This is a genomic window from Streptomyces himalayensis subsp. himalayensis (genome assembly GCF_013778455.1).
GTDB classification, from domain to species: Bacteria; Actinomycetota; Actinomycetes; order Streptomycetales; family Streptomycetaceae; genus Streptomyces; species Streptomyces himalayensis.
Window position 1 is genome coordinate 135,102 of the sequence record NZ_JACEHE010000005.1, and the last position, 19,857, is coordinate 154,958.

18 protein-coding genes are annotated in these 19,857 nt (G+C 70.2%); 2 read left to right on the top strand and 16 right to left on the bottom strand.

All coding sequences use genetic code 11. The features are described 5' to 3' along the window. Positions 1-7: 7 nt before the first annotated feature. Positions 8-721, bottom strand: coding sequence for an MBL fold metallo-hydrolase (locus H1D24_RS10640; protein ID WP_181657198.1), 714 nt, complete (start codon positions 719-721; stop codon positions 8-10). 243 nt (positions 722-964) lie between these two features. Between H1D24_RS10640 and H1D24_RS10645 the strand changes: the two genes are divergently transcribed. Together H1D24_RS10645 and H1D24_RS10650 are read left to right on the top strand one after the other, a co-directional pair. After that, the gene (locus tag H1D24_RS10645) at positions 965-1,801 is read left to right on the top strand and encodes a peptidylprolyl isomerase (protein ID WP_181657199.1); all 837 of its coding nucleotides are present in this window, start codon (positions 965-967) and stop codon (positions 1,799-1,801) included. A 135-nt stretch (positions 1,802-1,936) separates the two neighbouring features. After that, the gene (locus H1D24_RS10650; protein WP_181657200.1) at positions 1,937-3,166 is read left to right on the top strand and encodes a DUF349 domain-containing protein; all 1,230 of its coding nucleotides are present in this window, start codon (positions 1,937-1,939) and stop codon (positions 3,164-3,166) included. 69 nt (positions 3,167-3,235) lie between these two features. Here the strand turns inward: H1D24_RS10650 and H1D24_RS10655 are convergent, their stop codons facing one another. The 15 genes from H1D24_RS10655 to pgsA all read right to left on the bottom strand — a co-directional run bounded on the left by H1D24_RS10655 (position 3,236) and on the right by pgsA (position 19,725). Further along, positions 3,236-5,851, bottom strand: a complete 2,616-nt coding sequence (locus tag H1D24_RS10655; RefSeq protein ID WP_374064206.1) for a RelA/SpoT family protein — start codon at positions 5,849-5,851, stop codon at positions 3,236-3,238. Positions 5,852-6,032: 181 nt separating this feature from the next. After that, on the bottom strand, positions 6,033-6,572 hold the full coding sequence (locus tag H1D24_RS10660) for an adenine phosphoribosyltransferase (RefSeq protein WP_181657201.1): 540 nt from the start codon (positions 6,570-6,572) through the stop codon (positions 6,033-6,035). Beyond that, positions 6,569-7,690, bottom strand: coding sequence for a protein translocase subunit SecF (gene secF / locus H1D24_RS10665; RefSeq protein WP_181657202.1), 1,122 nt, complete (start codon positions 7,688-7,690; stop codon positions 6,569-6,571). Before secF ends, H1D24_RS10660 begins: the two co-directional genes overlap by 4 nt. Position 7,691: 1 nt before the next feature. Next, complete coding sequence (gene secD, locus H1D24_RS10670; protein WP_181657203.1) at positions 7,692-9,476, bottom strand: protein translocase subunit SecD; 1,785 nt, start codon at positions 9,474-9,476, stop codon at positions 7,692-7,694. Between the two features lie 140 nt (positions 9,477-9,616). Further along, positions 9,617-10,084 (bottom strand): preprotein translocase subunit YajC, encoded by a 468-nt coding sequence (yajC, locus tag H1D24_RS10675; RefSeq protein ID WP_181657204.1) that lies wholly within the window; start codon positions 10,082-10,084, stop codon positions 9,617-9,619. A 164-nt stretch (positions 10,085-10,248) separates the two neighbouring features. After that, positions 10,249-11,328 carry a Holliday junction branch migration DNA helicase RuvB gene (gene ruvB, locus H1D24_RS10680; protein WP_181657205.1) on the bottom strand — a complete coding sequence of 360 codons (1,080 nt, stop codon included), beginning with the start codon at positions 11,326-11,328 and terminating at the stop codon, positions 10,249-10,251. Between the two features lie 754 nt (positions 11,329-12,082). Further along, positions 12,083-12,691, bottom strand: a complete 609-nt coding sequence (gene ruvA / locus H1D24_RS10685; RefSeq protein ID WP_181657206.1) for a Holliday junction branch migration protein RuvA — start codon at positions 12,689-12,691, stop codon at positions 12,083-12,085. Further along, a complete protein-coding gene (gene ruvC / locus H1D24_RS10690; protein WP_181657207.1) occupies positions 12,688-13,218 on the bottom strand; it encodes a crossover junction endodeoxyribonuclease RuvC in 531 nt (176 codons plus the stop codon). Before ruvC ends, ruvA begins: the two co-directional genes overlap by 4 nt. Positions 13,219-13,421: 203 nt before the next feature. Continuing rightward, positions 13,422-14,174, bottom strand: a complete 753-nt coding sequence (locus H1D24_RS10695; RefSeq protein WP_181657208.1) for a YebC/PmpR family DNA-binding transcriptional regulator — start codon at positions 14,172-14,174, stop codon at positions 13,422-13,424. Between the two features lie 50 nt (positions 14,175-14,224). Beyond that, positions 14,225-14,833 carry a pyridoxal 5'-phosphate synthase glutaminase subunit PdxT gene (gene pdxT, locus H1D24_RS10700; RefSeq protein ID WP_181657209.1) on the bottom strand — a complete coding sequence of 203 codons (609 nt, stop codon included), beginning with the start codon at positions 14,831-14,833 and terminating at the stop codon, positions 14,225-14,227. A gap of 4 nt (positions 14,834-14,837) precedes the next feature. Then, positions 14,838-15,767, bottom strand: coding sequence for a pyridoxal 5'-phosphate synthase lyase subunit PdxS (pdxS, locus tag H1D24_RS10705; RefSeq protein ID WP_181657210.1), 930 nt, complete (start codon positions 15,765-15,767; stop codon positions 14,838-14,840). A gap of 244 nt (positions 15,768-16,011) precedes the next feature. Next, complete coding sequence (locus H1D24_RS10710; RefSeq protein ID WP_181657211.1) at positions 16,012-16,557, bottom strand: hypothetical protein; 546 nt, start codon at positions 16,555-16,557, stop codon at positions 16,012-16,014. Positions 16,558-16,904: 347 nt separating this feature from the next. Beyond that, positions 16,905-18,065: a glycosyltransferase family 4 protein gene (locus H1D24_RS10715; RefSeq protein WP_181657212.1), complete on the bottom strand. Its 1,161-nt coding sequence runs from the start codon at positions 18,063-18,065 to the stop codon at positions 16,905-16,907. Further along, positions 18,062-19,054: a phosphatidylinositol mannoside acyltransferase gene (locus H1D24_RS10720; RefSeq protein WP_181657213.1), complete on the bottom strand. Its 993-nt coding sequence runs from the start codon at positions 19,052-19,054 to the stop codon at positions 18,062-18,064. The genes H1D24_RS10715 and H1D24_RS10720 overlap by 4 nt, the downstream gene beginning before the upstream one ends. Beyond that, complete coding sequence (gene pgsA, locus H1D24_RS10725) at positions 19,051-19,725, bottom strand: phosphatidylinositol phosphate synthase (RefSeq protein ID WP_181657214.1); 675 nt, start codon at positions 19,723-19,725, stop codon at positions 19,051-19,053. The genes H1D24_RS10720 and pgsA overlap by 4 nt, the downstream gene beginning before the upstream one ends. Positions 19,726-19,857: the final 132 nt, after the last annotated feature.

Here is a 19,857-nt window from a genome sequence, read left to right on the forward strand (position 1 = left end):
AGTCTCGTCACATTCCTCGTCGGGGAGCAGCCTCGGGGGCCGCTCCCTGGCCGGCGGCCACCTGCCGCAGATACGGGTTGGTGGCGCGCTCCTGGCCGATGGTGGTCTGGGGGCCGTGGCCGGACAGCACCACGGTCGAGTCGTCGAGCGGCAGGCACACGCGGGCCAGCGACGCGAGCATCTCGTCCATGGAGCCGCCGGGCAGGTCGGTGCGTCCGATGGAGCCAGCGAAGAGCAGATCGCCCGAGAAGAAGACCGAGGGGATCTCGGCGGTCTCGGGCATCCGGAAGGTCACCGACCCCTTGGTATGGCCGGGCGCATGCGAGACGGAGAAGTCCAGTCCCGCCAGCTTCAGCTCCGCGCCGTCGGACAGCTCCCGCACGTCGTCGGGCTCCCCCACGGTCAGCTCGCCGAGCAGCGGCATCCCGATGGAACGGCCCAGCGCCTTCTCGGGGTCGCTCATCATGAACCGGTCGCCGGGGTGGATCCAGGCCGGTACGTCATGCGCTCCGCACACCGGGACGACCGAGGCCACATGGTCGATATGGCCATGGGTGAGGATGACCGCCACGGGCTTGAGCCGATGCTTCTTCAGTGCGTCCTCGACTCCCTGGGTGGCCTGATGGCCCGGGTCGATGATCACGCACTCCTCGCCTGCGGCGGGGGCGACCAGGTAGCAGTTGGTGCCCCAGGCCCCGGCGGGGAACCCGGCAATGAGCACGATCGTCCTTCGTTTTTCTCGTCCGGCGGGAGGCCGCCGCACCCTCCCGTACCGCTCCGGTGGCTGGTCCGAAGCTCTCCGGCAGAGGCTGCAGCAGATCAGAGCCTACCGGCGCTGCCGATTCCACAGCGAACCCATATACGGTACGGGGCACAACGAAAGGCCATTGACTCATGACGCAGGCGACCCACAGGACGCAGGCGTCCCACCCCGACGTATGCGACGCACGAGGAGAGAACACCGGTGGTCAGCCAGGAACAGCGGCGGCGGCAGCTCGCCCGGGAGAAGTTCTTGCGGCAGCAGGAGCGGCGCAGGAGCGCACGGCGCAAGGCACGCGCGCGTAACGCGGTGATCGCATCGGTGCTCGGCGTGGTCCTGGTGGGCAGCGTCGTCTCGTACGCGACCGGGGTGTTCAAGGCTGACGACTCGAAGGACACGGCGGCCGCCGAGGCGACACCGAGCGCCTCCCCCAGCAAGGCCCCGGACCCGTGCGAGAAGGCCGCCGCGGGCAAGGTGAAGTCGCTGAGCTACAAGAAGGAGCCGGCGATGACCATCGACACGTCGGCGAAGTACACGATGAAGCTGCAGACGACCTGCGGCGACATCGACATCGACCTGAAGGCCGCCGCGGCCCCGCACACGGTCAACTCCTTCAACTTCCTGCTGAACAAGGGCTACTTGGACCACACCAAGTGCCACCGGCTCACCACCATGGGCATCTACGTGCTCCAGTGCGGCGACCCGGAGGGCACCGGCATGGGCGGCCCCGGCTACACGATCCCGGACGAGAACCTGAAGGACAAAGGCCTGAAGGGCAACGTGTACCCGGCGGGCACGGTCGCGATGGCCAACCAGTACAACGCCTCCACGAAGGAGGGCCGCGACACCGGCGGCAGCCAGTTCTTCCTCGTCTACCAGGACAGTCAGCTGCCGCCCGACTACACACCGTTCGGCACGATTTCCGAATCCGGAATGAAGGTGCTGAAGAAGATCGCGGCGGCCGGCGAGAGCACCGGGCAGGGCGACGGCGCCCCGAACGCAACGGTCGTGATCAACAAGGCGGCTGTGACCAAAACCTGAGGCCCGAGTGCCTGATTTCGGTCGCGCGGGATGCGGACAGCCGCCCCGCCGGTCGCCTATGTTGGCCGTGACGAAACTGTGGACGATGCCCGGGGGCCGCGGAGCCCGCCGCGAGCATCATGTGGAGGAGGCGCTGTGAGCAGCGACCCGTGGGGCCGCGTCGACGAGACGGGGACCGTGTACGTGCGTACGGCCGATGGCGAGCAGGTCGTCGGCTCCTGGCAGGCCGGTTCGCCCGACGAGGCACTGGCCTATTTCAAGCGCAAGTACGAGGGCCTGGTTGTCGAGATCGGCCTCCTCGAGCGTCGGGTGAGGACCACCGACCTGTCCGCGAAGGACGCCCAGACCGCTATCGACCATCTGCGCGAGCAGGTGGACGCGCACCACGCGGTCGGCGACCTGGACGCGCTGCGGGCCCGCCTGGACAAGCTTGTCGAGGCGGTCGAGGCGCGGCGTGAGGAGCGCAAGGCACAGAAGGTCAAGCAGTCCGACGAGGCCCGGCACGCCAAGGAGGCGCTGGTCGCCGAGGCTGAGGAGCTGGCGCAGAGCGAGCAGTGGCGGGCGGCCGGCGAGCGGCTGCGCGCCCTCGTGGACACCTGGAAGGGCCTGCCCCGGCTCGACCGGAAGTCCGACGACGAGCTGTGGCACCGCTTCTCGCACGCGCGGTCGGCGTTCTCCAAGCGTCGCAAGGCGCACTTCGCGGCGCTGGACGCGCAACGCGAAGACGCCCGCAAGACCAAGGAGAAGCTGGTCGCGGAGGCCGAGGCGCTGTCTGGGTCGACGGACTGGGGTCCGACGGCCGCGCGCTACCGCGAGCTGATGGCGGAGTGGAAGGCCGCGGGCCGCGCGCAGCGCGAGCACGAGGACGATCTGTGGAACCGCTTCCGCGGCGCCCAGGACGTGTTCTTCGCGGCCCGCAGCTCGGTCTTCGCCGAGCGGGACGCCGAGCAGTCGGAGAACCTCAAGCTCAAGGAGGAGCTGGCCGAGGAGGCCGAGAAGCTCCTTCCGGTGACGGATCTGAAGGCGGCCCGTGCGGCCTTCCGCTCCATCAACGAGCGCTGGGAGGCCATCGGCCATGTGCCGCGCGACGCGCGGCCGAAGGTCGAGGGCCGAATGCACGCCGTCGAGCGGGCCATCCAGGAGTCCGAGGAAGCCGAGTGGCAGCGGACGAACCCGGAGGCACGCGCGCGTGCGGCGGGTCTGACCGGTCAGCTCCAGGCTGCTGTGGACAAGCTGAAGGGCCAGATCGAGGCCGCGCGGGCGCAGGGCAACACCGCGAAGGCCGAGAAGCTGGAGCGGGAGCTGGAAGGCCGCCAGGCACTCCTGGACCAGGCGCTGAAGGGCCTGCAGGAGTTCGGCGGCTGAGGCTGTCGTCCGATACGCGAGAGGGGCTCCCGTACCGAGGTACGGGAGCCCCTCTCGCTTATGCGAAGGTCACGGCCTGCGCGCCGACGTCACCCGGTACACGTCGTAGACGCCCTCCACTCCCCTGACCGCCTTCAGGACGTGTCCGAGGTGCTTGGGGTCGCCCATCTCGAAGGTGAAGCGGGACGTCGCGACGCGGTCGCGGGACGTCTGGACGGCCGCGGACAGGATGTTCACGTGCTGGTCGGACAGAACGCGCGTGACGTCCGAGAGCAGTCGCGACCGGTCCAGCGCCTCGACCTGGATGGCGACCAGGAACACCGAGGACTGCGTGGGCGCCCACTCGACGTCGAGGATGCGCTCGGGCTCCCTGGACAGTGACTCGATGTTGACGCAGTCGCTGCGGTGCACCGATACGCCGCTGCCGCGCGTGACGAACCCTATGATCGGGTCGCCCGGTACCGGCGTACAGCAGCGGGCCAGCTTGACCCATACGTCGTCGACGCCCTTGACCACGACCCCCGGGTCCGCGCTGGAGCGGCGCTTGCGGCCGCGCCCACGGGGCGGTGCGGTCTCGGCGATGTCCTCGGTGGCGGCCTCTTCCCCGCCGAGCGCCTGGACGAGCTTCTGTACGACGTTCTGCGCGGCCACGTGGCCCTCGCCGATCGCCGCGTACAGGGACGAGATGTCGGGATAGCGCATCTCGTGGGCGAGCGTGACCAGCGAGTCGCCGGTGAGGATGCGCTGGATCGGCAGGTTCTGCTTGCGCATGGCACGCGCGATGGCGTCCTTGCCCTGCTCGATCGCCTCGTCGCGGCGCTCCTTGGAGAACCAGGCGCGGATCTTGTTCCTGGCCCGCGGCGACTTGACGAAGCCGAGCCAGTCCTGGGACGGGGCCGCACTGGCCGCCTTGGAGGTGAAGACCTCCACCAGGTCGCCGTTGTCCAGGGTCGACTCGAGCGGTACGAGACGTCCGTTGACTCGGGCGCCGATGGTGCGGTGGCCCACCTCGGTGTGCACGGCGTAAGCGAAGTCGACGGGGGTCGCGCCCGCGGGGAGCGCTATGACGTCGCCCTTCGGTGTGAAGACGAAGACCTCGTTGCGCGACAGGTCGAAGCGCAGGGACTCGAGGAACTCGCTCGGGTCCTCGGTCTCCTTCTGCCAGTCGAGCAGCTGGCGCAGCCACGCCATGTCGTTGATGTGGTCGTCCTTACCGGCCTTCTTCGGTAGGTCGGTGCGGACCTTGGAGGCGCCTGCGACGGCCTCCTGCTTGTACTTCCAGTGCGCGGCGATGCCGTACTCGGCACGGCGGTGCATGTCGAACGTTCGGATCTGGAGTTCGACGGGCTTGCCGTTGGGGCCGATGACCGTCGTGTGCAGCGACTGGTACATGTTGAACTTCGGCATCGCGATGTAGTCCTTGAACCGGCCGGGGACCGGGTTCCATCGCGCGTGCACGGTGCCGAGTGCCGCGTAGCAGTCGCGGACCGTGTCGACCAGGACACGGATGCCCACCAGGTCGTAGATCTCCGCGAAGTCACGGCCGCGGACGATCATCTTCTGGTAGACGCTGTAGTAGTGCTTCGGCCGGCCGGTGACCGTGGCCTTGATCCGGGCGGCGCGCAGGTCGGACTGGACCTCGTCGGTCACTATCGCGAGGTACTCGTCGCGCTTGGGGGCGCGCTCGGCGACGAGACGGACGATCTCGTCGTACATCTTCGGGTAGAGGATCGCGAAGGCGAGGTCCTCGAGCTCCCACTTGATGGTGTTCATGCCCAGCCGGTGGGCCAGCGGGGCGTAGATCTCCAGGGTCTCGCGGGCCTTCTTCTCCTGCTTCTCGCGCTTGAGGTAGCGCATGGTGCGCATGTTGTGCAGGCGGTCGGCGAGCTTGATGACCAGGACGCGCGGGTCCTTGGCCATGGCGACGACCATCTTGCGCACGGTCTCGGCCTGCGCGGCCTCGCCGAACTTGACCTTGTCCAGCTTGGTGACGCCGTCGACGAGCAGGGCGACCTGGTCGCCGAAGTCGACGCGCAGTGCCTCCAGGCCGTACTCCGTGTCCTCGACCGTGTCGTGCAGCAGGCCGGCCATCAGCGTGGCCGGATCCATACCGAGCTCCGCGAGGATCGTCGTCACCGCGAGCGGGTGCGTGATGTACGGGTCGCCGCTCTTGCGCTTCTGGCCGCGGTGCCAGCGCTCGGCGACCTGGTAGGCGCGCTCGATCTGGCGGAGCGTGGAGGTCTCGATCTTGGGGTCGTTACTGCGGACTATACGCAGCAGCGGCTCCAGGACCGGGTTGTACGGGTTGGACCGCTGGACGCCGAGCCGGGCGAGGCGGGCGCGTACACGGTTGGAGGAGCCGGAGCGCGCGGTTGCCCCTGCGGGCCGGGTCGCGGGCGTCGGAGTGGGCGCGGGGGCTGGGCGTTCGGCCGCGGGCTTGGGACGCGGCTGCTCCGCCGGTGGCTTGGGCCGCTCCTGCTCGGCTGCCCGGCCGGTCTGCGCGGCCCCCGTGTCATGGGCGCCTGCGGGCTTCGCGTGCTCCGCTGACGCCTGGCCCTGGGCCGTATTCGCGGGCGCGGCTGAGGCCGCCGCGGCCTGGCCGGGCTGCTTCTGGTCGGCCTTGGCGGCTGGGGATGCCCCCAGGCGTTCGGCGCTGGGGGAGAGTGGCTGGGCCTCGTCTGGCAAGAGGGCTCCTCGTGCGCGATCCGGGTCCCCCGATCAGGCCCCGGAAGCCCATGGTATCGATCCCCGGCCTCCGGTTAGCCCTTGGCCGGTGAGACGGCCTCGTACCCCTGCAACGCGAGAGGCGGGCCCAGGATTCCTCCGGGACCCGCCTCTGCCTGTGACGACGAGGTCGACCAGGTGTTCAGACGATGAGCAGCGACTCCAGCGGGGCACCGTCCAGGGCGCCCTCCAGGCGTGCGCGGCCGCCCAGGAAGCCGAGCTCCATCAGCATGATCACGCCCGCGATCTCGGCCCCGGCACGTCGGATGAGCTGCAGCGACGCCTCGGCGGTGCCGCCGGTGGCGAGGACGTCGTCGATGACCATGACGCGGTCGCCCGCGGCCAGGTCCTCGGCGTGCACCTCGATCTCAGCCGAGCCGTACTCCAGGTCGTACGCCTGGCGGAGCGTCGCGCCGGGGAGCTTGCCCGCCTTGCGTACGGGGATGAAGCCGATGCCGGCGCGGACCGCGGCCGGGGCGGCCAGGATGAACCCGCGGGCCTCGAGGCCGACGACCTTCGTGGCGCCGGTCTGCACGCAGAAGTCGGCCAGCGTGTCGGTGAGCGCGGTGAACGCCTCCGGGTCGGCCAGGAGCGGCGTGATGTCCTTGAACATCACGCCCGGCTTCGGGTAGTCCGCCACATCGCGGATACGGCTGAGGAGGAGCTGCTGGAGGTCGGTCATCGGCGCTTCCCCGAGGGTCGGCCGCGGCCGCGGCCGCGGGAGACGGGCTGCGTACGGGGGCCGACGACCGCGTGCGCCGTGTCCTCCGGCTCGGCGTCCCGCGGTTCGGGGGCGCCGCCGGGTGCCGTGGCCTCCGCGGCCTCGCCCTGAGCGGCCGCGGCGCGCTTGGCGAGCACCCGCTTCTTCAGGGCCTTCATCTGCGGCTCGCGCTCCTTGAGCTCGGCGACGAGCGGCGTGGCGATGAAGATCGACGAGTACGCACCGGCGGCGAGACCGACGAACAGCGACAGCGAGATGTCGTTCAGCATGCCCGCGCCGAGGACACCGCCGCCGATGAACAGCAGCCCCGCGACGGGCAGCAGCGCGACCACCGTGGTGTTGATGGAACGCACCAGCGTGGCGTTGATGGAGCGGTTGGCGATCTCGCTGTACGTCCAGCGGGTCTGCTTGGTGATGTCCTTCGAGCTCTCCTTCAGGGAGTCGAAGACGACGACCGTGTCGTACAGCGAGTAACCGAGGATCGTCAGCAGACCGATCACGGTGCCCGGGGTCACCTCGAAGCCGACCAGGGCGTAGATCCCGACGGTGATGGTGATGTCGTGGATCAGCGCGACGAGCGCGGCCACGGCCATACGCCATTCGAACGCCATCGCCAGATAGATCACCACGAGGACCATGAAGATCCCGAGGCCGGTCCAGGCCTTGTTGGCGATCTGCTCACCCCAACTCGGGCCTACGAGGTCGGCGTTGATGTCGTCCGACTTGACGCCGAGGTCCTTGGCGAGCTCCGCCTTGATCTCGTCGGACTTGGCGGTGTCCACACCGCTGATCATGATGCGGAGACCGCCGGTCCCGAGCTCCTGGACGATGGCGTCGTGCCCTGCGGCCTCCTCCGCCTTCTCCTCGGCCTGGGAGGCCGAGACGCTGGTCTTCGGGGTGGTGAAGACGGCGCCGCCCTGGAACTCGATGCCCATGTTCAGCCCCTTCACCGTGAGGCCGAGGATGGCCGCCACCGTGATCAGGAGCGAGACGCCGTACCAGATCTTGCGCTTGCCGACGAAGTCGTAGCCGACCTCGCCGCGGTGGAGCCTGGCGCCGAGAGTGCCGAGTCGCGACATCTCACGCCTCCTTCGGTTCGACGGGGGCGGATACGCGGCGGGTGCGGCGCAGCGGCGGCTTCGCGCCGAGCCGCTTCGGGTCCAGGCCGGACCAGGAGTGGCCGCTCGAGAAGAACTTGCTGCGGGCGAGGATGGTCATCAGCGGCTTGGTGAAGAGGAAGACGACGACCACGTCGAGCAGGGTGGTCAGGCCGAGCGTGAACGCGAAGCCCTGCACCTTTCCGACGGTGACGATGAAGAGCACCGCGGCGGCGAGGAACGACACGAAGTCGGAGACCAGGATGGTGCGCCGGGCGCGCGGCCAGGCCCGCTCGACGGCGGGGCGAAGCGTGCGGCCCTCGCGGATCTCGTCCCGGATGCGCTCGAAGTACACGATGAACGAGTCCGCTGTGATGCCGATCGCGACGATGGCACCGCAGACCGCCGGCAGGTTGAGCGCGAAGCCGATGGTCGGGCCGAGCAGCGCCATGATCGTGTACGTCAGGGCGGCCGAGACGAGCAGCGAGAAGATGGCGATGAGCGACAGGCCCCGGTAGTAGACCACCAGGTAAATGATGACCAGCGCGAGGCCGATGGCGCCGGCGATCAGGCCCGCCTGCAGCTGCTCGCCGCCGAGGGCCGCGGTGACGGTGGTGACGCTCTGCTCCTCGAAGGAGAGCGGCAGCGCACCGTAGGAGAGCACGTTGGCCAGGCTCTCCGCGGACTCCTGGTTGAAGCTGCCGGAGATCTCGGCGCTGCCGCCGGTCAGTGCCTGGCTGACGTACGGGTCGGAGACGACCTCGCCGTCGAGCACGATGGCGAACTGGTTCTGCGGGGACTGGTTCTGCGCGAGCTTGCCCGTGATGTCCGCGAACTTCTTGGCGCCCGCGTCGGTGAACTCCATCGTGACTTTCCAGCCCGCGGCGCTCTGCGTGTCGAAGACGGCGCTGGCGTCGTCCACGTCGGTGCCCTCGACCTCGGCCGGGCCCAGGATGTACTTCTGCCACTGGCCCTGCGAGTTCGTGCCGCAGGCCACGGTCGACTCGGACGGCTTGACGCCGTCACCGGCCTTGGCGCGCTGCTCGGGGTCGGTGCAGTCGAGCGCGGCGTACTGCTGCTGCAGGTCGCTGGAGGGGTCCGGCGTGCCGGTCGCGGCCGGGGAGGCGCTGGCCGCGGCGGATGCGCTGCCGGACGGCGAGGCGCTCGCGCTCGGCGACGCGGTGGAGTCCGCCTTGAGTGCGTCGGTTACCGCGCGTCCCTGGGAGGTGGCGGAGGCCGAGGGGGTCGCGGAGGACGAGGGGGTGGCGGAGGAGTCGGACGAGGTCGCCTTGTCCTTGTCAGCCGAAGGGGAGGCGCTGCCGGACGCGCTCGGCGAGGGGCTGGCCGTCGCCTCGCCGGCGCTGACCTCCGTCGCGATGACCGGGCGGAAGTAGAGCTGGGCGGTGGTGCCCACCTGCTCTCGCGCCTGCTTCTCGTTGGTGCCCCGGGGGATGTTGACGATGATGTTGTCGTTGCCCTGGGTCTGCACCTCGGCCTCGGAGACGCCGAGACCGTTGACACGGCGCTCGATGATCCCCACGGCCGTGTTCATGTTGGTCTGGTTGACCGCATTCTCCTGACCCGGCTCACTCTTCGCCTTGAGCGTGATACTGGTGCCGCCGGCGAGGTCGATGCCGAGACGCGGAGTGGTGTGCCCGGAGAGGAACATCCCCCCGGTGAGCGCCACGATGGCGATCAGGATGAGGACCAGCGAGCGGCCCGGCCTGCTCTGGGCGCTCGTCCTCCGGCCCTTCTTCGGTGCTGCCACCTTCTCGTTCTTCCTCTCCAACCGTCCTGCGCGAGAATCTACGCGCATACGGCCATGACATGGTGTCGAGACGTGCCGAACATCCGCACGCCCCGGGGACCGCGGTGCGCAGGCGAGCGCTCCGCGGTCCCCGGTCGTGGCTACTTCGCGTCGGACTCGCCGTCGGTCTTCTTCGGCTCGGTGTCGGCGGCATCGGCCTGCGCGGCCTCGTCCTTCTTGCCGAGGTCGATGCGCGAGTCGTCGGAAGCGTCGGCGCGCTCGTCGGTCTCGGTGAGGGAGGAAGCGTCGTCGGGGACGACGGGGCTGTCGACCTCCAGGTCGTCGCCGGCGCCGTGGACGATGCGGTTGTACTCCTCGTCCTCGAGGACGGCGCCGATCGCGTTCTTCGCGAAGACGAGGTGGACACCGGGGGCGGCCTCGAGGAGGACGGTGTCGGTGTTGACCTCCTTGACCGTGGCGTACATGCCGCCGATCGTGCGGACGCCGGTACCGGGCTGCATCTGGTCGCGCATGTTGGCGGCCTGCTGCTGCTTCTTCTTGGCAGAGCGGGTCATCAGGAACATGGCCCCGATGAGCACGATGAACGGGAGGAGGGTCACGATATTCACGGGACGGAATTTCCTTCGCACGACCGCGCTGGTGGGGCGGCCTGATGGATGGGGGTGGGCCTGCCGCCCACAGAGGCGGCATCGGCGGAGTCTAGGCGAGTCCACACGGATGGAACAACGCTCAGCATCGCAGCGTAGTTCCTGACCCGCTCAGAGCCCCAGCGTCACGCCCCGAACAGGTCCTGTTGTCCGTTTCCGCCGGTCGCCTGGTGTGGCGGGGTGAGGCCGAGATGGGCCCATGCGGCGGGCGTCGCCACCCGGCCGCGCGGGGTCCGGGCCAGCAGCCCCTCCCGGACGAGGAACGGTTCGGCCACCTCTTCGACCGTCTCGCGCTCCTCCCCCACGGCCACGGCGAGGGTGGACAGGCCGACCGGTCCGCCGGCGAAAAGCTTGAGCAAAGCCTGTAGAACGGCGCGGTCGAGGCGGTCGAGGCCCCGGGCGTCGACCTCGTAGACGCCGAGGGCCGCGGCAGCGATGTCGCGGGTGATCACGCCGTCGGCCTTGACCTGGGCGTAGTCGCGGACCCGGCGCAGCAGCCGGTTGGCGATACGGGGCGTGCCACGCGAGCGGCCCGCGATCTCGGCGGCGCCGTCGGTCTCGATCTCGACGTCCAGCAGGCTCGCGGAGCGGTGGATGACGCGCTCGAGCTCGACGGGCTCGTAGAACTCCATATGCGCGGTGAAACCGAAGCGGTCGCGCAGCGGCGGCGGCAGCAGGCCCGCGCGCGTGGTGGCGCCGACCAGGGTGAACGGCGGCAGTTCCAGCGGGATGGCGGTGGCGCCGGGGCCCTTGCCGACGATGACGTCGACGCGGAAGTCCTCCATCGCCATGTAGAGCATCTCCTCGGCGGGCCGGGACATGCGGTGGATCTCGTCGAGGAAGAGGACCTCGCCCTCCTGGAGGGAGGAGAGGATCGCGGCGAGGTCGCCCGCGTGCTGGATGGCCGGGCCGCTGGTGATGCGGATCGGGGCGCCCATCTCCGCGGCGATGATCATGGAGAGCGTGGTCTTGCCGAGACCGGGCGCGCCCGAGAGCAGGACGTGGTCGGCTGTTGCGCCGCGCTGCCGGGCCGCCTTCAGCACGAGGTCCAGCTGCTCCCGGACCCGTTCCTGGCCGACGAACTCGTCCAGCGACTTCGGCCGCAGCGCGGCCTCGACGGCCTGGTCCTCACCGTCGGCCGCGGCTCCGACCAGTCGGCCGGCCTGGGTGTCGTCGGTGACGGGTGACGTGTCGTCCCAGTTCACGGGTGATCGCCTCACGGGTTGGTGGCGGGCGTGCCGCCTGTTGTACGGGTGGTGGGGGCGTACGGGGGCCGGCGGCGCGCGGAAGCGCTGGGGTCCACGGCCGCGGGCCCGGGGCGCGGCCGGTTCCGCTGCGGGGTTTGCGGCTCGGGGACACGGGCGGCCGCGCGCCTCGCAGGCCCGAGACACGGCCGACGCGGTCCGAGCGATTCAGGCCCCGAGACCTGGACCGCCGCAGGCCCGAGACACGGCCGGTGCCGTCCGAACGAATCCGGCCGCAAGACCTGGACCGCCGCATGCCCCACAGGCCTGGAGCGCCGCCGGTGCCGTCCGAACGAATCTGGCCCCGCGAGCCGGACCGCCGCACGCCCCACAGGCCCGGAGCGCCGCCGACGCCATCCGAACAAATCCGGCCCCAAGACCTGGACCGCCGCACGCCCCGCAGGCCCGAGACACGGCCGGTGCCGTCCGAACAAATCCGGCCCCAAGAGCCGGGCCACCGCACGCCCCACAGGCCCGGAGCACCGCCGACGCCGTCCAAACAGATCCGGCCCCAAGACCTGGACCGTCGCACGCCCCGCACGCCCGGGCCCCGGCCAGCGCCGTCGGAGCGGCCCCGAGTCCGGCAGGTGGGCGGCTGCGCGCCGGTGGAGGACGGACGCCGCATCCGCTACCCAGCCGGTCGCGTGTGCCGCCGTAGTGGCTGAGGACCGGTGATGCGGCGAGCCCACCGGGCCGGTCACGGTGTCCGGCCGGCTCATCGAGTGCGGTTCAGTGTCTGCAGCGCCGCCTTCAGCAGCATGCCCACCTGCGGGTTGCCCCCGGCCGCCTCCGCCTGCGGTGTGACGGCCGTGACCGCTTCGTCGGCCTCGCGGGTGGCGTAGCCGAGGCCGACGAGCGCCGCGTGCAGCTGGTCACGCCAGCCGGAAGTGACAGGGCTGCCGACTCCCGCGCCCGTGCCGATGGGCTCACCGAGGCGGTCCTTGAGCTCCAGCAGAAGCTTCTGGGCGCCCTTCTTGCCGATGCCGGGGACGGCGGTGAGGGCCTTCTCGTCGCCGGTCGCGACGGCCCGGCGCAGCGCGTCCGGGCTGTGCACCGCGAGCATCGCCTGCGCGAGACGCGGACCGACACCACTCGCCGTCTGCAGGAGCTCGAAGGTCTGGCGCTCGTCGTCGTCCGCGAAGCCGTAGAGGGTGAGCGAGTCCTCCCGTACGACCAGGGACGTGGCCAGCTTCGCCTGCTGGCCGATGCGCAGGGTCGAGAGGGTGTTGGGCGTGCACTGGACGGCCATCCCGATGCCTCCGACCTCGACCACCGCGGCGTCCGGGGCGAGGGCGGCGACCGGGCCGCTGACGAAGGCGATCATGCCGTACGGCCTTTCGATGCGTGCAGGGCGACAGCCTGCTGAAGTCTGTTCTGGGCGGGGGCGCGCCAGATGTGGCAGATGGCGAGGGCGAGCGCGTCGGCGGCGTCGGCCGGTTTGGGCGGTGCTCCGAGGCGGAGCAGGCGGGTCACCATGGCACCGACCTGCGCCTTGTCGGCGCGGCCGCTGCCCGTGACGGCGGCCTTGACCTCGCTCGGAGTGTGCAGGGCGACGGGGATGCCGCGCCGGGCGGCGCACAGCATGGCGACCGCACTGGCCTGGGCCGTGCCCATGACCGTACGGACGTTGTGCTGGCTGAACACCCGCTCTACGGCCATGAATTCAGGTTGGTACTCATCGAGCCATTCCTCGATGCCCTGTTCGATGGCGACGAGGCGATGGCCCAGGTCCGCCTCGACGGGGGTCCGAACGACACCGACGCCGCGCATCGTCAGGGGCCGCCCCGCGACGCCTTCGACCACACCGACACCGCACCGGGTCAACCCCGGGTCCACGCCCAGTACCCGCACCCGCCCCGCCCTTCTTTGCGGCTGAACCGCCGCCGCTCTCGCGGACCTGGTTGATCGCCGTCTGGGTGCCTCAAATGATGGTTGCGGTCCGCGGACGACGATCTTTGACTGTCTTCGTCAGGCTATCCGGTGTCACTGACAACGACAGCGGGCCGGGGGACGAGTCCCACCAGCCCGCTGCACAGAGGCGAATGCCACGCCCGTCAGGCCTCGACCTTCTCCATGATGTCGTCGGAGACGTCGAAGTTGGCGAAGACGTTCTGCACGTCGTCGCTGTCCTCGAGGGCGTCAATCAGCTTGAAGATCTTCTTGGCGCCCTCCTCGTCCAGCTCGACCTGCATGGTCGGGACGAAGTTGGCGTCGGCCGAGTCGTAGTCGATACCGGCGTCCTGGAGGGCGGTGCGGACCGCGACCAGGTCGGTCGCCTCACTGATCACCTCGAAGGACTCGCCGAGGTCGTTGACCTCCTCGGCGCCCGCGTCGAGCACGGCACCCAGGACGTCGTCCTCGGTCAGGCCGCCCTTGGGGACGATCACGACGCCCTTGCGGTTGAACAGGTACGAGACGGAGCCCGGGTCGGCCATCGAGCCGCCGTTTCGGGTCATGGCGACGCGGACGTCCGAGGCCGCGCGGTTGCGGTTGTCGGTGAGGCACTCGATGAGCACCGCGACACCGTTGGGGCCGTAGCCCTCGTACATGATCGTCTCGTAGTCGGCGCCGCCGGCCTCGAGACCGCCACCGCGCTTGATTGCGGAGTCGATGTTCTTGTTCGGGACCGACGACTTCTTCGCCTTCTGCACGGCGTCGTACAGCGTCGGGTTACCGTCCAGGTCGACTCCGCCCATGCGGGCCGCGACCTCGATGTTCTTGATGAGCTTCGCGAAGAGCTTGCCGCGCTTGGCGTCGATCACGGCCTTCTTGTGCTTCGTCGTGGCCCATTTAGAGTGGCCGGACATCTGCCTGTCTCCTTCGCGTAACCCATCTTTGAAAACGAACTCCAGAGATCCTACAAGGCCCCGGGGTTCCGATTCTCGCGCACCATGTCGACGAACAGGGCGTGCACGCGGTGGTCTCCGGTCAGTTCCGGGTGGAAGGACGTGGCCAGGGCATTGCCCTGGCGTACGGCGACGATGTGGCCCTCGTGCTCGGCGAGCACCTCGGCGCGGGCACCCACGGACTCCACCCAGGGAGCGCGGATGAAGACGCCCTCCACCGGGCCGTCCTCGATGCCCGCGATGTCGACCGCGGCCTCGAAGGACTCGTTCTGCCGCCCAAAGGCGTTGCGGCGCACGATCATGTCGATGCCGCCGATGGTCTCCTGGCCCGAGCGTGGGTCGAGGATCTTGTCGGCGAGCATGATCATGCCTGCGCAGGTGCCGTAGACCGGCATTCCGGCCTGCACGCGCGCGCGGAGGGGCTCCATGAGGCCGAAGAGGACGGCCAGCTTGGAGATGGTGGTCGACTCGCCGCCGGGGACGACCAGACCGTCGACCTCGGCGAGCTCCTCGGGACGCCGGACCGGCCTGGCCACGGCGTCCGCCGCGGCCAGGGCGATGAGGTGCTCCCGTACGTCGCCCTGGAGCGCCAGGACGCCGATGACAAGTGCGTCGCTCATCTGGTTACCAGCCGCGGTTCGCGTAGCGCTCGGCCTCGGGGAGGGTGTCGCAGTTGATGCCGACCATGGCCTCGCCCAGGTTGCGGGACGCGTCCGCGATGATCTTCGGGTCGTCGTAGAAGGTGGTGGCCTTCACGATGGCGGCGGCGCGCTTGGCGGGGTCCCCCGACTTGAAGATGCCGGAGCCGACGAAGACGCCCTCGGCGCCGAGCTGACGCATGAGCGCTGCGTCGGCCGGGGTGGCGACGCCACCCGCGGAGAAGAGGACGACGGGCAGCTTTCCGAGCTCGGCGACCTCCTTGACCAGCTCGTACGGGGCGCGCAGCTCCTTGGCGGCGGCGTACAGCTCGTGGTTGTCGTAGCCGCGCAGCCTGGCGATCTCGTTCTTGATCTGGCGCAGGTGGCGGACGGCCTCGACGACGTTGCCGGTGCCGGCCTCGCCCTTGGAGCGGATCATGGCCGCACCCTCGGCGATACGGCGAAGGGCCTCGCCGAGGTTGGTGGCGCCGCAGACGAACGGCGTGGTGAAGGCCCACTTGTCGGAGTGGTTGACCTCGTCGGCCGGGGTGAGGACCTCGGACTCGTCGATGTAGTCGACGCCGAGGGACTGCAGGACCTGGGCCTCGACGAAGTGGCCGATGCGGGACTTGGCCATGACCGGGATCGAGACGGCGTCGATGATGCCCTCGATCATGTCCGGGTCGGACATACGTGCCACGCCGCCGTCCTTACGGATGTCGGCGGGGACCCGCTCCAGGGCCATGACGGCGACGGCACCCGCGTCCTCGGCGATCTTCGCCTGCTCGGGGGTGACGACGTCCATGATCACGCCACCCTTGAGCTGCTCGGCCATGCCGCGCTTCACGCGCGCGGTGCCGGTCGCCGGGGCGGTGTCGGAGCCGGGCTGGGTGGTGTGGGGAAGCGTGCTGGACACGGATGACCTCGCTCGGTGAAGAGAGTTTCTGCATCGTTGAGGAAACCGTCGGAATGCAGGCCACATCAAGGGCCAATGGTGACGCGGTGGCTCATTTTCCCACTGCGGCCTGCGCCCTGCACGACCGGGCCGTAGCGGAACAGCGGGCCCTCGGTGGGCTTGACGGGCCTCCGGCGGGCTTCATCACGGACCTCCGGCGGGCCTCACGGCCTCCAGCGGGGGCCTCGTCGGCCTTCGGCGGGACTTACGACGTCGCGCGGTCCGCCAGTGCCACCGGTGGCTCGTCGTCCATCTCGAAGGCCATCGGGAACGGGGCGTGACCCGCCAGCCGAAACCATCTCACCGTGCGGTGCCGCCGCAGTGCGCGAGCCGCCCGTACGGAGTCGTTGTGGAAGCGCCGGGCCATCGGCACCCGGCGCACCGCCTGGGCCAGCTCACGGGCGGCCTCCTCGCCGCCGGGGGCCTCCCGTACCGCCTCGACCTGCTGCGGCTCGCCGAAGATCGCCCGCAGCGCCTGGCTGAGCTCGCTCTCGGCGACCTCGCGCTGCTCCTCCTCCGCCTGCCGGGCCGCGTGCGCCGCCTCGTAGAGCACGATCGAGGCGGCCGGGTCCAGCACACCCGAGGTGGCCAGTTCCTGCGCGACGGACGCGCGGCGCAGCAACTGGGCGTCGAGCGCGGCACGCGCCGCGTCGATACGGGCGTGCAGCCGGTCGAGACGTCCCGCGGTCCAGCTCAGGTAGAGGCCGATCGCGACGAGGGCGACCAGGATCCAGATCAGTGTGGAGGTCACGGGCGGCAAGGCTACCGGGGGGCGGCTCGCCACCCGGCACGGGCGGCGAGGCCTGAGCGACGCATAGCCCGCACCGCCGGTCCGCAGGCAGCGCGGCCCCGCCGCTGACCCTGCTGATCTGCTGATCTGCGCCCACCGAGCGGCGCGCGGCCTCCGGCAGCAAGACACCCGTCCTGCTGTGCGGCACGAAACATGGTTTGTGGCCCTCAAAACAGCCTGCACGTCCGGAGCGGCACACAAGCCGCGCGGCTATCCGCGTACCCCGTCCTCGTACCAGCGTCCTCCGCGAGGGGACGCACGTGGAGCGAGGGACGCACGCACGCGCGCGTGCGCCGTCCCCCCGACGCTCAGTACCGCGCCAGCCCGAACCGCGCCCGCAGCCCGTTGCGTTCGTCGGCGGCCACCGAGGCGGCTCCGTCCGCGACCGTCTCGTAGACCGCGAGGATGTCCGCACCGACCGTCGTCCAGTCGAAGCGGCGTACGTGCGCGCTGCCGCGTGCGCGAAGCTCCGCCCGGCGATCGGCGTCGCCGAGGAGGCGTACCGCCGAAACGGCCAGCGCGTCCGCGTCCTCGTTGGCGAAGAGCTCGCCCGCCGCGCCCCGGTCCAGTACCTGGGCGAACGCGTCCAGGTCGGAGGCGAGGACGGGCGCGCCCGCGGACATCGCCTCGACCAGGATGATCCCGAAGCTCTCACCGCCGGTGTTGGGCGCCACGTACAGGTCGACGCTGCGCAGCAGCCGGGCCTTGTCCTCGTCGCTCACCATGCCGAGGAACTCGACGCGGTCGCGCAGCTCTGCGGGCAGCGTCTCGACGGCCTCCTCCTCGTCGCCTCGCCCGGCGACCAGCAGCCGGGCCTCCGGCCGCTCCGCGAGGATCTTCGGCAGGGCCTTCATCAGCACCGGAAGGCCCTTCCTGGGCTCGTCGATGCGGCCGATGAAGCCGATGGTCTGCCCCTGCCACTCGGCCTTGGGCTCGGCGTCGGCGAAGAAGTCGACGTCCACGCCGTTGGGGATCACGACCGCGTCGCCGCCCAGGTGTTCGACGAGGGTCCGGCGTGCGTACTCGCTCACCGCGATCCGCGCGTTGATCTTCTCCAGCGCGGGCTGCAGGATCGGATACGCCGCGATCATCGCCCGGGACCGGGGGTTGGACGTGTGGAAGGTGGCGACGATGGGGCCCTGCGCGGCCCAGCAGGTGAGCAGACCCAGGGACGGCGACGCCGGCTCGTGGATGTGGATGACGTCGAAGGTGCCGTCGTGCAGCCAGCGCCGCACCCGCGCCGCGGACAGGAAGCCGAAGTTGAGCCGCGCGACCGAGCCGTTGTACGGCACCGGGACCGCCCGGCCCGCCGACACGACGTACCCCGGAAGGGGGGTGTCGTCGTCCGCGGGGGCGAGGACGGACACCTCGTGCCCGAGGCGGATGAGGTGCTCGGCCAGGTCGCGGATGTGGAACTGGACGCCGCCCGGTACGTCCCAGGAGTACGGGCAGACGATGCCGATCCTCACGCCCGCTCCCCCGCCCCGGCAGAGCCGGAAGGATTTCCCGCATCGGCAGAGCCGGACGGCTCCCCCGGCTCGGCGGATGCCCTCGGCCCCTTCCCGGGCTCCAGGTCCGCGAGCCACAAGCGCTGCAGCATGTGCCAGTCCTCCGGATGCTCGGCGATCCCCGTGGCGAAGGCGTCGGCCATCGCCTGTGTCATGACAGACGTCTTCTCGGCCCGGGTACCTGTTTCCGGCACGGAAATGGGTGGGTGGACGCATCCCTTCATGACGGGCGAGTCGTCGTACCAGAGGGTGACCGGCAGCAGCAGCGCGCCGGTCTGCTGGGCGAGCATGGCCGGCCCAGCAGGCATCCGCGTGGCCTCGCCGAAGAACTGCACCTCGACGCCCGACTCCGACAGATCACGCTCCGCGACGAGGCACACCATGCCGCCTGCGCGCAGGCGCCGCGCCAGCGTGCCGAAGGCGGAGCCGCCGGTGTGGGGCAGCACCTCCATGCCGAGGCTCTCGCGGTAGGCGACGAACCGGTCGTACAGCGTCTCCGGCTTCAGCCGCTCGGCGACGGTCGTGAACGGGACACCGAGATGTGTGGTGACCCAGGCGCCGGCGAGATCCCAGTTGGCCAGGTGGGGCAGCGCGATGATGACACCCCGGCCAGCGGCGAGGCTGTCCGTCACGTAGTGGATGTCCTTCACCTCGACGGCGACGTTCACCCGCTCCTTGCTCCAGACCGGGAGCCGGAAGGACTCCATCCAGTAGCGCAGGTACGAGCGCATGCCCGCCTTGGAGAGCTCGGCGAGGCGTTCGGGGCTCGCGTCGGGCACCACGCGCGCGAGGTTGGCCTCGAGGCGCTGCACGCCCTTGCCGCGGCGCTTCCACGCGATGTCGGCGATGGTCCGGCCGAGCCGCACGGCGACGGGCTCGGGGAGATTCTTGACCGTGGCCCAGCCCAGTCCGTACAGCGCGTCCGAGAGCCGGTCCTGGACAGGGCTCATGACGCGGCCCCACTCTCCTGCGAGTCCTGGGAGGACGCGGCGGCCTCGGCCTCCGCGGACTCCCTGCGGACGGTCACGACGCGCTGGATGAGCGTGACCAGGCTTCCGACGGCCACGATCCACAGCGCGATCGGCAGCAGCACCTGGATGCCGGGCACCCCGAACGCGTGCAGACCCGCGAGGCCCGCCGCGACCAGCGAGATCACCAGCCGCTCGGCGCGCTCGACGAGACCGTTGACGGCGACCGGCAGGCCGATCGATTCTCCGCGCGCCTTGGTGTACGACACGACCTGCCCGCTGGCCAGGCAGAAGATGGCCACGGCGCACAGGATGTCGTCGTTGCCGGTACCCGCGTACCAGAGCGCGAACCCACCGAAGATCGCGCCGTCGGCCACGCGATCGAGCGTCGAGTCGAGGAAGGCGCCCCAGCGGCTGGAGCGGCCCAGCTGGCGCGCCATGTTCCCGTCGACCAGGTCCGAGAACACGAACAGCGTGATGACGACGGTGCCCCAGAAGAACTCGCCCCGGGGGTAGAAGACCAGCGCACCCGCCACCACACCGGCCGTCCCGATGAGCGTGACCGTGTCGGGGCTCACCCCTCGGCGGATGAGAAACGCGGCGAACGGTGTGAGGACACGCGTGAAGAATGCACGCGCGTACTTGTTCAGCATGGCCTTCCCGAGGGTCGGTGGGCCGCGTGACCCCTGCTGGCCACCGGCTGGCCCATCGTAGCCACGCGCGCGTGGACGCGAGTGCCGGGCGTCCAGGCCGGGCGATCTCGTACGACGTATGGACGCAGCGTG